A 13,976-nucleotide genomic window follows, 5' to 3' on the forward strand; every position below is an offset into this window, starting at 1 on the left:
TTATTAATTGCTAATGAATTTTACAAATTCAGCTTATTTTTCAATTAACAATACCTTTCTATATTTATAGATTATGCTATCTTAAAGCACTTGTGTATATACCCAATACCACTTATAAACTGGCTTTTACCGCTGTTAATCATTCACCATCCAAAGGAACGTTTCATGACAACATTACACATTGTTTTGTCAGATTTGGAAGTCACTCATGCCATACTTTCTAAAATAACCCTACTACAGAATAAACTTTCAGCAAATGTTGTGTGGTATTTACATCATCATCAACGTTTTTTTGACCGACGTTACTTCACAAATGAACTGGCCACTATTTCAGATACTTTACAAGCAACTCATCAAAGCAAAATTGCTCAGATTGAACTAAAAATAAAAAAGTACTTCCCGAAAAGTGCCCTACATATCTGTAAAGAAAAGTACTGGTCAAAGCAAGTTAATAGCAACGCTAATACGTTAGATAAAACCATTATTATTCGCTCAAAGTCCGGCCTTACTTCGGCTGACAATCAATATATTAGCCATAATAAAACTACGGTATTTATATTAAACCAAGAGAAATGGTTGTCTGATGGTAAAGCTATTGGGGCGATTGACCCTTTTCATGAAGATGATGAAGATAATAAATCAGATAGTAAAGTCGTTAACTTTATGCGGCAGTGGCACCCATCAACAGCTCAAGCAGTGCCGTTTTTATTGCACGTTATTCACATTCCACCCTTAGCTATTGAATACGAAAAACAAATTGAGGCACTCCATAAAGAGCAAGTATATCGTTTTGCTAAAACAGTCAAATGCTCTAAAAGTTTGATAACATTTATTCGCGGCACGCCTGAACACGCTTTGTTGACATATGTTGATGATAATAAAATTGACTTAATCGTACTCGGTTGTAGAGAGCACAGCTTATTTGACAAGTGGCTTAATGGTTCAACAATATCAGCACTTATAAACCATGAAAATTGTGACATGGTTTTAATTAATACCCCTTAAGTTATTGATAAGTTTGGTTGTGGCTGAAGAATTGAGTTAGTAATGTGACTTAGAAATTAACTGATGAATAAACTAACACTTATTCATCAGTTAACTTCATTGCTGATTATTTATAGGTACTATGGTCTACACGTTCAAGATAAAAAATAAATCACCAAATCCCCACAGCAAGGTGCCGGTGATAAGTAATGAAACCTCGAGGATACCAAGTTGTAATCTAACGGCTTGTAATATTTTCTCCGTTTTTTCTTCAAAGTCATCTTCTATGGTTTGAATTTCACTTTCTGTATTTTCGGTTGATACTTTTAATCTTCGCAATTTTCGTTTCGCACGAGCCATTGTTACACGGTGATGGAAATTAAGTCGGCCAATTAATAATCGCTCTTGTATTATGCCTCCCAATCCTGACCAAACACCCAATACAGCGATTAAACAACCACTACGTGATAGCCATTCTAAGCCCGCAAATTGTATTATTGACAAATATACCCCAAGCGTTGCTATTAATATGGCTAATAACCAATTTATTAATGGATGACGTTTAGGGATGCTCACAGCCGCGATTAAAACGTCTGGTGTTGAGTCATTTAAATTTGTTAAACCTGCTGACATAAATACCTTCTTGTTATTTTTGACCGGTTAATTTTGGTCTTTTTTATTGTTGTTATCTTTATCTTTATCTTTATCTTTAGTAGTCGAAAACTGCTTTTTATAGTTAATGTTAGCACTTATTTCATCGCCACTAATGGCTTCAAATGAGATACTTGGCGATAGCTTATACTCAATATTCCAACCTGCTTGAACGCTACTATCAGAATCAATACTGGTGCCATAACCGACATTTAATCGGTCGTTAATTTTTGCGGCAATATCAACACGTGTACTGTTTCCGTTATTACCACTTTTACTGGTAAAGGCAACATCTTTGAGGCCAAGTTGGTCACCAATCTTCTGTACTAACTTGTTGGCGCTCTCAACCCCTAAACTGATAGCTGCAGTGGTTAATGCATTGCCTTCTTGTTGCGATAATGAATCTAAGTTGCGGCCAGTAATCAGTAATGACAATATATTTTCATCCGCCATGGCCGGCTCTGAAAATAAGGTTAACCGCGGATTGTGTATTGTGCCATCGGCAATAATCCCAACCTTTATATCATCAACGATGCGTACAGCTCTAAACTGAATGCTTGGGTTTGCGGCCGTTCCCAAAAACAGCAATTGCCCCTGTTCAATAGTTAACGTTTGCTTGTAAGCTTCAAATTTACCGTCTTTTAAATCTAAGCGACCATTAAGGGTTAACGCTTGGCCGGTAATCAGTGTTGAAGCTAAGTTACCCTGTATTTCGCTTGATAAACCAAAACCGCTGATTTTAACGTTATTGCCTGCTGACAGGGTTAGCGATATATCGTACTCAAATGGTGAGTCTTTTACGGTTAAGTCTTTTTCATCAACAATAACTTGGTCTTCTGAAACACTAATGGCAGGTTTTGGTAAAGATCCAATTTTTATATCTGCTTGATCAACGATTAAGTTACCATCCACTGTTAAATGGTTATTTTGAAAGTTTGCCTTTAACATTGGCGAAACAATTAATTTATTATCATTGTTATTGACCAGTGTCACTTGTTGCCCTTCAATTGTTAGATTAGCTTTTATTGGCGCCGAAAGCTTTGCATCACCTGCTATAGTGAGTGATCCCTGCGGGTTTTGTAATTCGCCTAATAATATAATACTGTCTTGTTGGCTGCTTAATTTTATTTTGCTGTTACGAATATCTAAGCCATATTCATCAATCACTAAGTGGTCGATGGCAAGTGACCCTTCACCTTCCAATATTGGCTTTTTCAAAGTACCCGCTAAGGTAAAGTTTTGCACTAAGCTAATATCAATTTTATCAATGCCTTTTTGCCAATGTTTAAACCAATCAAACTCTTTTAAATTAAGTGACAAGTCGCCACTAATGTTTGCAGAATCAACCAGCGGCCAATCAGTGCTTAACTGAGCCGTTATTTCATCATCGCCTGGTAAGCGAATATTCAAACGAGAGCTTACTTTATCCTGCTGCCACTTACCCTGAAGTTTTACTAGCGCAATGGTCAATAGACGTTTTGATAATCCAATGTCAGCTTTGCTCTTTTCACTCGGAATACTTAAGGTAATATCCGTTTGTTCTAAGTCAAAATCGAGCTTAAAATCTGGCGTTATTGATAGCAAAACCTGACCTTTAGGCATGACAATCTCAGCTTGCCATTCAGGTAGTTTTACATCAGCATTGATAGTTTGCCATTGCGTAGTAATTGCGACAGTATTTTTTTGCTGCTGGGTATTAATAGTAAGTTCTTGCCCCTGTATTTGAATGTCAGATGACAGCCACTTAAAATCAGGGATTGATATATTAGCGGCAATTGTTTCCAGTTGCGCACCATGGCCTATTACATCTAAGTTACCCGTGACTTTACCTTGAACTTGCTGTGAGTATGGCGATGCATTTGATAGTAGCATTGATTGCCATGCTTTAAACTGCTCGAAAACAGGCGACATATACCATTGGTCAAAAGTTAAATTAGCCGACCACTGATTAGCTTGATGTTTAGCGTTGAGACAAAATGTTCCACTACCACTAAGACAAAGATTTTTTATGCGCTGTTCATCGCTGTTTAGTTGCAGTTGCTCTGCTGCTAACAGAAACTTCTCTTGTTGGTTTAGTGCCTTAAACTCTAGGTTACTGATTTGCCACATTGCTGTGGCTAAATCACTATCAATGGTAAATGGCTTGTTGTGAGCCTGCAGTAATTTACCATCGAATATCAAATTAACTGAGGTGTTTTCGGCTAAATTTGCGCTAATTAACATGTTATGTTTTTCTGGTAAGCCAGTAAATTTTAATGACGGCAACTCAACGGCGGTATCGTTGATATTAAGTAAATCAGCTTTAATATCCGCCTGCCAGTGATCGCTAAAGTCTACTGCCCAGTGAATATTTTTACCGTCAAATTTTGCCAGTGCTAGTTGCCCTATTTCCCCCTGACTGGATATAACCCAATGAGATTGCTGTTTTTCAATCAGCCAACTTACATCGACATTTGCCACTTCAAAGGCATTGTTGATAGCTAAAGAGCGACCATAAAGCTGGCCTGTTATCAATAAATTCTCAGTTGTTGGTTTATCAATATTAAACTCGCCTTGAACAACTGCTGTTAATTCGCCAAATTTGATCGCATTGCTTTTAACCGACAGCAAACCTTGTTTAAGCTCCATTTCAAGGTTAGCTAATACCGGCCATGATTGCTCTATTGCTACAGTATTATTAGCAATCGCGTCGGGAAACACTTGCTTTAATGATGAGGCTATTTGGTTATCACTGAGCTCACTTTTTAATAACATAGAAACGGCTGCGCTTGAGCGCCAATTTAGCACACTGGCGAGTTCAGCATTACCATCTAGTGTTATGGGTGCAAAGTCTTGCCATATGGCTTTGGCTTGCAACTGAGAAGTTATTTTAGGCCAATTGAGTTCAAAATTGGCTTTAACATGCTCAATTGAAATTTTTTCATTAGCTAGTTCTACTTGCTGCTTTTCTGCTATTAATTTACCTCGCTTTAAAAATAAACCTCGGTTATAAAACCAATCGGTAGTCACTGATATTTGATTCGGCGCTTGTAATTGTAAGGTTAATTGCGATGCATCGCTGATGCGCCCTTTTGACTTTACGCTAGCAGAAAGTTTTGCACCCTGCACAGTAACAGCAAGTTGGTGCTGCCATTTTTTACGCATATCAAGATAGCCAGAAACAGCAATGTTATGTTCATCAATACTAAAATTTAAAGCACTAACACTTGCCTTACTGCCGGCATGTGTTAATTTTTTTAAGGTAAGTCCGGTAATATTGTACTGACTACTTTCTTCGGGTGTCGTTTCTGTAGCTGTAATTATTTCAGGGGTAATTGCTTTATAGTTTATGTCGACAATGGTTACTTGCTTAATCTTAACTTCGACGGGTAATTTTACCGTATTAAGTTCGGGTAAAGCGTCTTGCAGACCGCTTGCTTTTTTCTCACTAACGCTCGACATGTCTAATGAGCTTAGAGAAATGGTATCGCACGACACTAGACGGTCAATCAAATATAGCCATTGACAGTCAACGGTTATATTTTTCGCTTGTACTCTTGTGTCAGCCTGTTGCCAATCGAACTCTGTTAAATGTATAGAAGAACTTAATGTGCCACTGACTTTACCTATAAGTAGCTCTTGTGGTTGAAATTGCGCTCCTCGTGCTACTAACCATTGCAAACCTGACTCTGTAGTATAAATCCATGTCAGTATTAACAACACCACAGCAATCAAGGCAGTGGAAACGAGACTGAACCATTTTAACAGCGTTTTCTTTTTGAAAAAGCTCATAAATCAGGTCCTATGGTGACATGAAAACGCCACGCTTTATTGCCATCAAGTGCTTTTGCAATATCAAGTCGAATAGCGCCAATCGGTGTTACCCATCTTAACCCTGTGCCAACTGATTTTTGCAATTCCCAATCTTTCCAATCATTAAATGCATTACCTTGATCGGTAAATAGTGCCCAGCGAAAACTTTCATAAAACAAGTAATCAACTTCAAGGCCTGTCGATAAAATATGTTTACCACCTATGGGTACTTCATTATCAATTGGCGATAAACTTTGGTGTTTATAACCTCTTACTGATACATCACCACCAGCAAAGAATCGATAGTTTGACGGCATAGAGCTATTAAAGTCATCAGTGTCCATCCAAGTAGTACCTACGCGAGCACGCAACAGTAATCGCCAGTCACCGTTTAATGACCATATACGTTTTACCTTTTGGTCAGTTTGTATAAACTTTATATCAGGGTTGCTAAGCTGCTCAGTACTAAAACGAATGGTGCTTTGCCAACGCCAGCCTTCTATGGCCGAAAAGGGATCGGTGACACTGTAATAATTTAATTGCCATGAAGGCACAATATATTCAAGACTTCGATTAACATCAGCCTCTGACTCTAATTGCTCTTTTGCCATCGCTATCGACCATTGGCTCGACCAATTAGGATCAATTTTATTCGCTAAAACAGACTCAAAAGTAAGTATTTTACTGCGACCAATTTCCTCATTTTTAATTTGATAGCTCACTAAATTTATCCATTGACTACTAGCTTTAGCTAGAGGTATTTGGTATTGAAATGTGGCATGAATGTCTGCAATATCGAGTTTTACTTTATTAAAATCTACCGAGGCAACATATTGATGTGCTTTACTGTTAACGCGTCTATTTCGCCAACTTACGCCTAATTTACCGCCACTGTCAGTGCCAAAGCCCAATAAGGTTTTAAGTTCATATTTATCAGTGTCCAGTATTGAAAGACTAACATCGACCGTTTTTGTCACATGATTAACCGACTGATCAACCACCACTGACTTAAAAAAACCAGAGCGATTAAGTGCTTGCTGGCTTGCTATGATATCGAGTTGGTTGTACGCATCACCAGAACGGATGGTTGAATAACTGTTGATTAAATCATGAGATAAAACCGTGCCTTCAATCGTAATCTTATTAATGGTGTAGCGAGCACCACAGTTGAAAACCCATTTAACATTGGCTTGGAGCTGAGCCACATCAACATTTAGTAAACTGGTACTAAAACTAGCGTTCAATAACCCTAGTTCTTGTGCTTGGCGTTGCAATGTAGATTTAAATTGACTGTAATCACCATGATTGATTACTTTGCCTTTGGTAAACGGATGTTTGACAACCAAGGTCGACATTTCTGCAACTTCAATCTCGCAGTTGAGCACAATACTAGTATTGTTCCAGCGCACAGGCGACTGTAGATCAATGGTTAATATTTTGCCTTCTTTATCGTCAGTCAAAGTTAAAATCGGCTGGTAATAGCCCAACGCCTGTAAAGCGCTGCGGGTTTTATTCAAGATATAATTATCTGATTGTGGAAAGCCTAGCAATGACAACGGGATAATATTTTCGTTACTGCTTAAATTTCGCAAAATATTGGTTTTAAATACCGCTTCTACACCCATAATATTAAGATGGGTGCCGACTTTATCTGGCTCAGCTGACTCTACTTTGAAGGCATTTGTTAACATCAACACAGTAATTAATGTATAGATAAATCGAATGCAGTATGAGCAATTCACGTATTTCAATATTTTTCCATGGTTAATTGACTGATAAAAATCGAACACCAGTGTAATAATTATGACGACTTTGTCACATGAGATCATTAAATAAATACTATTTATATCAAATCGTAAGAAAACGTAGCTGTGATAAAATATAGTAGTTTACAATAACCTTGAAATTACTGATTTTATCACACTTTATGCGACATTTATAACTAGTAGCTCTATTTGTAACTTTACTCATTTACTATAAATATTATTTTTCAAAAAGGTTTACAGCTATGCATATGGACCCCTTTTTACCCCAAGCCGTTGGCGCTATTTTCTTTATATTACTGTTAGGTTTTATTTTGAAATTTTTTCGACAGCCGCATGTTGTTGCCTATTTAATTGCCGGTATTGTTATCGGGCCTTGGGGTTTTGGTTTAGTTACTGACAGTGAGAGTATTTCTCGCTTGGGTACTGCTGGCGTGGTGTTACTGCTATTTTTTGTTGGCATGGAAACTGATATCCATAAGTTAGTTCAAAACTGGAAGTTGATTATTTTCGGCACACTAATGCAAATTATATTAAGTGTTGGCTGTGTTTGGTTACTCGGTCTTTGGTTTGATTGGAGCTTAGCCCGAATTGTATTAATTGGCTTTGTTATTAGCCTTAGTAGCACTGCTATTGTTATAAAGTTATTGCAAGACAACGGCATGCTGTCATCAAGCTTAGGCCAAAGTGCTCTAGGCATATTGCTCGCACAAGATTTAGCAATTATTCCTATGCTGATCATCATAGGGTTACTCGGCGCAGGCAATGTCGACAATGTACAGTTAGTCAAGCAAGGCGCTGGCACAATTCTCGCAGTCGCACTATTTGGCTTTATTATCACCCGTAAACAAGTACATTTACCGCTATCAAAATGGTTAAAAGACGACAGAGAATTACAACTATTCGCCGCTTTGGGTATTTGTTTTGGCTTGGCCATGTTAACGGCATGGTTTGAACTATCAACCGCTTTAGGCGCTTTTGTTGCTGGTATGTTAGTTGGTGCAGCTAAAGAAACCCTTTGGGTTCATCGCACCCTCGATTCTTTCAGAGTATTGTTTGTTGCGCTATTTTTTGTCTCTGTTGGCATGTTGCTTGATGTGAGCTTTCTAATCAATCATTGGCAGCAAACCGCTATTTTAGTGATGGCGGCATTAATTACTAATATTTTCATCAATGCCATTATATTAAAATTATCTAAATTTAGTTGGAAAGAAAGTCTTTATGCAGGGGTGTTATTGTCACAAATTGGCGAGTTTAGTTTTGTGTTGGCAGCGGTTGGTTATCAGTCGAGTATTATTAATGAGTACGGTTATCAATTAGCCTTATGTGTTATTTCGCTTTCTTTACTCACTAGCCCTATTTGGATTGGTATGAGTAATAAATGGCTTAAATTTGATCATAAGCCGGTAAATAATCAGGTAATAGACTCGACAAAAACTTCGACAAATGAACAGCACTAATTTACAGTTTTTGAAACTAGCTCTGATGAGGAAATCATAGCTTTTAACTCGCTATGATTTCCTCTATTAACTTAGGTTTATAAGACTGTTACAACCAACGTTTTTTCTTAAATACCACCAGTAATACCACTGAAACCACCGCCATTACGCCTAATAAGATGAAGTAACCATTATCAGCTTTCAGCTCTGGTATGTACTCAAAGTTCATCCCATAGATACCAGCGAGAAAGGTTAAAGGCACAAATAATGCCGTGATCACCGTTAATACCCGCATTGTTGCATTAAGTTGATGTGACGTTACAGACATATAACCATTAATTAAATCGCCACAAATATCGTAATACATTTGCGAAAGACTCAGTAGACGGTCTAAACGTTCGCGTAAATCATTAACCGTATGAGTTTCTTTATCAGTGATCAGGTCTGTATCTTCATCATCGACATAAACTTTTAAAGTTTCCCCCATGTTGACATGATAATTAAATGTACGTCTTATTTTCACCAGTTGTGAGCGATAAGAGGTAATTTGCTTCATCATTTGGTCATTACCACTTAATTGAAAGTCATCTTCAATTCTTTCTAGCTCAGCTTCAAAATGAAACATTTCTTTGAGATAATAACCACAACTGCTATGGAACAGTCTAAGCGCTAAGTGCACTGGGCTGCGTTTAAGGTGTTTTTCACCGATTTCACTAAATAACTCATTAATCGCTAAAGAGCTTTTTGGATGTCGAGTTATTAATACGCGTTTACCGATGAACAAGCTAATTTGTAAATGGTTAAAGTTAAGGCTGTCATCATTCGCGACTATGCCGCGATAAAGCATAAAAATATAATCTTTAAACAATTCAATTTTAGGTGGGTGGCGCTCACGAAGCGCATCACTTATAGCTAGGGGATGGCATTTAAATTGCGTTAATATCCGTGTTTCTTCTTCTAAGTCAACATTATCGAGATCAATCCACAGCGTAGTTTGGTCGTTTTCTTGCCATTGACTGATTAATTCAGTACTACCAATTACGGTTTTTTGTGTTGGTGATATCAACATACATTTTATCATTATATACTCTCTATTTACCCAGAATTAAACGGGATAATTATTAACCCTGACCTTTACTTTTAATATTATAAAGCCAAAAAGGTAGCAACAAGCAAAAACCTTAATGAAAAGTTAACTTATTTCCTCTTGATTGTAATACAATTAATTATAAATACGAACAAAATTGATGTTAAGAAAACCATAAAATTTAATCATAAATGTTATGCAGACACTCACCCAATAAATATCATATCCCGTTATTAAACCGGATTTAAGGATAAACAAATGTTAGAAAATGCCATTGATAAATTATCCTTAGTCATTGACGACATTCTCATTGCAGAGCACGAGCAAGAAATTGCAAAAATTATGCTTACTGCTAATGAGTCATTAATCGCTGAGCAATTTGCTCTATTGATTGAAGCGCTTCCGCAAGATAAGCGTTTAAGTGTTTGGGCCACTTACCCAGAAGATACACAAAGATCTGCTTTTGTCGATATGGGACAAAGCACAAGAACTAGCTTAATACAGGCATTAAGTGATGAAGAATGTTTCGATTTACTTGCTCAACTAGACGTTGATGATGTAATTGAAATTGCAGAAGAAATACCAAGTCGGCTATTAAAATATGCGATAAAAAACTTAGATGACTCACAGCGAAAACTGTACCAACAAGCGCAACAATTTACCGTTGATGAAGTGGGCCATTGGTTAGACTACAATTATGTCCGCATTTCGGAAAAACTTAAAATAACCAGTGCTCAATTACTGTTACAAAAAGGTTTATCACCCTATACCGAAGATTTTTATGCTGTAAATAAAGAAGGTGTTTTAACTGGTACTGTCGACATTAACAGCTTAATACAAAGTGACGGTGAAAATACCTTAAAAACACTTTTTTCGCCCGAAATAATCAGACTTAATGCCAACGAAGAGTTAACAGTTGCCGCAGAAGCGGTAATATTATCTGGAAAAATGTCGTTACCCGTAGTTGATGAAAACGAACGTTTTCTTGGCAGATTTACTGTTGAAACTGCCTATCAAGTAAAACAAGAGTCGCAAACAGAACAAATGACCCAAGCAGCAGGTTTAAGTAACGATGAAGACTTGTTTTCAAGTGTAAGAACCAGTGCGAAAAACCGGGGTATTTGGCTTGGTATTAACTTACTGACGGCGTTTTTAGCCTCTTGGTTTATTGGTTTTTTTGAAGCAACTCTCCAACAAGTAGTCGCTTTAGCCGTATTAATGCCAGTCGTTGCCTCTATGGGTGGTGTTTCTGGTAGTCAAACCTTAACGGTTATTGTCCGAGGTATGGCATTGGGTCAAATAACAGAGCAAAATAGAAAAGTGCTGCTACGAAAAGAATTAAAAGTGGGTGGGCTCAACGGTATTATTTGGTCAATTGTTATTGGTGCAATCACCTACTTTTGGTTTGACAGCGCAGAATTAAGCTTTGTAATCGCGTTAGCTATCTTATTAAATTTACTAACGGCGTCAGCATCGGGCGTTATGATCCCGGCAATATTAAACAAATTAAACATCGACCCTGCCTTATCTGGCTCGGTTATTTTGACCACAGTGACTGATATTGTCGGCTTCGTTGTGTTTTTAGGATTAGGTAGCTTACTGCTGCTATAAAAAAGTAAAATGAGGATTTAAGTAATGCCCGTAGAAACTATCACCTGGATTGCCATTGTGTTTTGTATTTCACAATCAGCTATTTTTTCAGGATTAAATTTAGCGTTTTTTTCACTCAGTAGATTGCAGCTAGAAGTTGAAGCTAATAAAGGCAATAAAGCCGCCATCACTGTATTAACACTGAGAAACGACTCTAATTTTTTGCTTGCCACTATTTTATGGGGCAATGTTGGTATTAATGTTTTATTGACTATGTTGTCTGACTCAGTACTTGCTGGAGTTGGCGCATTTCTATTCTCAACAATCGTTATTACTGTCGTGGGTGAAATTACTCCTCAAGCTTACTTTTCTCGCAATGCGTTAAAAATGGGTAGCATGTTAGCGCCTATTATTCGCTTCTACCAATTAGTGCTTTACCCAGTGACTAAACCAAGTGCGCTAATACTTGACGCATGGTTAGGTAAAGAAGGTATTACCTATTTAGCGGAAAGTGAGTTAGGTAGTATTATTAAAAAGCATATCAGTGCTGAAGAAGCTGATTTAAACCATGTTGAAGGTATTGGTGCGCTGAATTTTTTTGCTTTAGATGAAATTAAAGTAACAGAAGAAGGTGAAGTTATTGACCCTCACTCCATTATTGCTTTGCCAACAAAACTTGATTTACCTATTCTGCCTGATACCTATTCTGGCCCGAATGACCCATTTTTAACTATGTTAAATCAGTCGGGTTATAGTTGGGTGGTGTTAACAAACCTTGAAGGCAAACCGCTACTGGTTATTGATGCTGATGGATTTTTACGCAGCGCGCTGTTTCAGTCAGAAGACTTTGACCCTTATAACTTTTGTCATCGTCCAGTAGTAATCACCGATGAAACAACGTCGTTAAATGAAGCTATTTTGAAAATGAAAGTGAATACTTCAACTGATCAAAACTTTGATGGCGTTATTGAGCACGATGTTCTATTAGTATGGGGCGAGACTAAACGTATCATTACTGGTGCAGATATTTTTGGTCGCTTACTTAAAGGTATGCTTCCGTTAGTTCAACATAACGAGAAAGTAGCAGAGTCGGTTAACGCTGAGAAGTAATGATTAATCGCTAAAATATCTTTTCAAAAATTGACTTCGGCTATGAATTTAGCCGAAGTTTTTCTATAAATTTTATCAAAAATCACAGAATAACGATTGAGTTGTGTAATTGTTTAATTACTCTGGTTTTAAAGCTAGCACGTCTGATTTTAACAAGCTTAAAATTTTCTCCGCTGTATTACCTAATACTTTCGCTTCCAGACCTTTACGGCCAACGGTACCTATAACGACTAACCCTGCTTTTTTCTGCGCCGCAATGCTGGGAATAACTTTTTCAGGCTCTCCTGCTTTAATGAAAAAGTTAGCTACCGGTATATCGTATTCAGCGGCCAACTTTTCAATTTTACCCTTTAAGGTTTTCTTTGCATTCATTTCTAACTCGTCTTTGTAATGTATACCTAAATCACGCAATACTTTTGAAAACGGTACTGTATAACAGACAAATAATTCCGCTTCATTCGCCTGAGTAAATGTTTTCGCTGATTTTAATATTTGATGATTCAGCTCTTGTTTGGTTTTTCGTTTAGTTTCTAAATCAATAGCGGCTAGGACATTCGGCGATTTACGCCATTTATAATCGCTAACAATAAATACTGGTGCTGGACATTCACGTAATAATTGCCAGTCGGTAGATGTGTACAAAAACGTTTCACTTCGATGTGCAGTTTTTACCACCATGAGTGGGTTATGCTCTTTTGCATAGCAATTTATCCACTCGTAAATGCGCTTTTCCCACACAACTTCAAAGCTATATTTAATACCTTCAGGTACTAAAGTAGCGAGTGATTTTTTTGCATCATGACTAACAGCATCTAGTAAGGCTTGTTTTATGTTTTGTGGATCATCTTGAATAAGCCGTAAACTTTGATAACAAAAATAAACAATATGCAACGAAATACTGGTGTTTTTAGCCAGTTCACAAGCGCGTTGAATGGCTACTGGTTTGCTATCCGATAAATCGGCGACAACGAAGATATTATTCATAAAGTCCTCTTTTATTAGTATGTATCAATTAAAAATAGCATAAGGAGTTTATTTTACTTTGATATAGAACAAGAACTTTACAAAAAGTGTAAATAATAATAATTAAAAACGAACAAATTAAGTTAAAAACTGAAACTGAGAATATTAATTTTAGCCGTTCTTTGCCTCTATCTTACTCTCTGGTTTAATGACCAAGCACGTTAAAGCGACAGGTAATAAAGACACCAAGCCAAAAATCCAGCTACCGCTGGAAAAAATTAGAATACTTGATAGCAAAAATCCCAAGGCTACAATGATTGCGCCCACCAATTTTGCTGTTTTATGAGAAAATAAGGCCCCAACTGTGAGTAAAGCCGCAACTGAAATTTGCACCGCTCCGTAAAGCATAATCGCAAAGCCATTAAACCCGAAGCTCTGCAAAAATTGTACTTCTTGAGGGCTATTAGTAATTTTGGCGATGCCCGCCGCTAGGCTTAACAATGCGACAATAACGATCAGTAAATTAATGACAGTTTTCATTTCAATTCCTTTAAGTAAACTGTTGTTAACACTAAATGCTAACAACAGTTTTTTCAA

10 protein-coding genes are annotated in these 13,976 nt (G+C 37.2%); 4 read left to right on the forward strand and 6 right to left on the reverse strand.

Going from position 1 to position 13,976, the window contains the following annotated elements; translation table 11 throughout:
• The first annotated feature begins 165 nt into the window (after window positions 1-165).
• On the forward strand, window positions 166-1,005 hold the full coding sequence (locus tag H4J38_RS11145) for a universal stress protein (protein WP_182131850.1): 840 nt from the start codon (window positions 166-168) through the stop codon (window positions 1,003-1,005).
• Between the two features lie 126 nt (window positions 1,006-1,131).
• On the opposite strand, the gene H4J38_RS11150 is transcribed toward H4J38_RS11145, so the two are convergent.
• Genes H4J38_RS11150 through H4J38_RS11160 form a run of 3 tightly spaced genes read right to left on the reverse strand, consistent with a single transcriptional unit; the run spans window position 1,132 to window position 7,118 of the window.
• Window positions 1,132-1,617, reverse strand: coding sequence for a hypothetical protein (locus H4J38_RS11150; protein ID WP_182131851.1), 486 nt, complete (start codon window positions 1,615-1,617; stop codon window positions 1,132-1,134).
• A gap of 27 nt (window positions 1,618-1,644) precedes the next feature.
• Window positions 1,645-5,406: a translocation/assembly module TamB domain-containing protein gene (locus H4J38_RS11155; protein WP_182131852.1), complete on the reverse strand. Its 3,762-nt coding sequence runs from the start codon at window positions 5,404-5,406 to the stop codon at window positions 1,645-1,647.
• Window positions 5,403-7,118, reverse strand: coding sequence for an autotransporter assembly complex family protein (locus H4J38_RS11160; protein WP_182131853.1), 1,716 nt, complete (start codon window positions 7,116-7,118; stop codon window positions 5,403-5,405). The genes H4J38_RS11155 and H4J38_RS11160 overlap by 4 nt, the downstream gene beginning before the upstream one ends.
• A gap of 317 nt (window positions 7,119-7,435) precedes the next feature.
• Here H4J38_RS11160 and H4J38_RS11165 point away from each other — a divergent pair, with 317 nt between their 5' ends.
• Window positions 7,436-8,650, forward strand: coding sequence for a cation:proton antiporter (locus tag H4J38_RS11165; RefSeq protein ID WP_182131854.1), 1,215 nt, complete (start codon window positions 7,436-7,438; stop codon window positions 8,648-8,650).
• Window positions 8,651-8,738: 88 nt separating this feature from the next.
• Here H4J38_RS11165 and H4J38_RS11170 read toward each other — a convergent pair whose 3' ends face one another.
• Window positions 8,739-9,710: a magnesium transporter CorA family protein gene (locus H4J38_RS11170; protein ID WP_182131855.1), complete on the reverse strand. Its 972-nt coding sequence runs from the start codon at window positions 9,708-9,710 to the stop codon at window positions 8,739-8,741.
• A gap of 264 nt (window positions 9,711-9,974) precedes the next feature.
• Here H4J38_RS11170 and H4J38_RS11175 point away from each other — a divergent pair, with 264 nt between their 5' ends.
• Window positions 9,975-11,327 (forward strand): magnesium transporter, encoded by a 1,353-nt coding sequence (locus tag H4J38_RS11175; RefSeq protein WP_182131856.1) that lies wholly within the window; start codon window positions 9,975-9,977, stop codon window positions 11,325-11,327.
• Between the two features lie 24 nt (window positions 11,328-11,351).
• Entirely contained in the window at window positions 11,352-12,416 is a 1,065-nt protein-coding gene (locus H4J38_RS11180; protein WP_182131857.1) for a DUF21 domain-containing protein, read from the forward strand.
• A 117-nt stretch (window positions 12,417-12,533) separates the two neighbouring features.
• On the opposite strand, the gene H4J38_RS11185 is transcribed toward H4J38_RS11180, so the two are convergent.
• Window positions 12,534-13,400, reverse strand: coding sequence for a universal stress protein (locus tag H4J38_RS11185; RefSeq protein WP_182131858.1), 867 nt, complete (start codon window positions 13,398-13,400; stop codon window positions 12,534-12,536).
• A 150-nt stretch (window positions 13,401-13,550) separates the two neighbouring features.
• Window positions 13,551-13,919 carry a hypothetical protein gene (locus H4J38_RS11190; protein ID WP_182131859.1) on the reverse strand — a complete coding sequence of 123 codons (369 nt, stop codon included), beginning with the start codon at window positions 13,917-13,919 and terminating at the stop codon, window positions 13,551-13,553.
• Window positions 13,920-13,976 lie beyond the last annotated feature (57 nt).

The sequence above is a fragment of the Colwellia sp. BRX10-3 genome, assembly GCF_014077505.1.
GTDB lineage: Bacteria > Pseudomonadota > Gammaproteobacteria > Enterobacterales > Alteromonadaceae > Cognaticolwellia.

Bases quoted from the DNA above. Each gene is read 5' to 3' on its own strand.
- H4J38_RS11145 (WP_182131850.1), top strand. From the start codon at position 166: ATGACAACATTACACATTGTTTTGTCAGATTTGGAAGTCACTCATGCC.
- H4J38_RS11150 (WP_182131851.1), bottom strand. From the start codon at position 1,617: ATGTCAGCAGGTTTAACAAATTTAAATGACTCAACACCAGACGTTTTA.
- H4J38_RS11155 (WP_182131852.1), bottom strand. From the start codon at position 5,406: ATGAGCTTTTTCAAAAAGAAAACGCTGTTAAAATGGTTCAGTCTCGTT.
- H4J38_RS11160 (WP_182131853.1), bottom strand. From the start codon at position 7,118: ATGTTAACAAATGCCTTCAAAGTAGAGTCAGCTGAGCCAGATAAAGTC.
- H4J38_RS11165 (WP_182131854.1), top strand. From the start codon at position 7,436: ATGCATATGGACCCCTTTTTACCCCAAGCCGTTGGCGCTATTTTCTTT.
- H4J38_RS11170 (WP_182131855.1), bottom strand. From the start codon at position 9,710: ATGATAAAATGTATGTTGATATCACCAACACAAAAAACCGTAATTGGT.
- H4J38_RS11175 (WP_182131856.1), top strand. From the start codon at position 9,975: ATGTTAGAAAATGCCATTGATAAATTATCCTTAGTCATTGACGACATT.
- H4J38_RS11180 (WP_182131857.1), top strand. From the start codon at position 11,352: ATGCCCGTAGAAACTATCACCTGGATTGCCATTGTGTTTTGTATTTCA.
- H4J38_RS11185 (WP_182131858.1), bottom strand. From the start codon at position 13,400: ATGAATAATATCTTCGTTGTCGCCGATTTATCGGATAGCAAACCAGTA.
- H4J38_RS11190 (WP_182131859.1), bottom strand. From the start codon at position 13,919: ATGAAAACTGTCATTAATTTACTGATCGTTATTGTCGCATTGTTAAGC.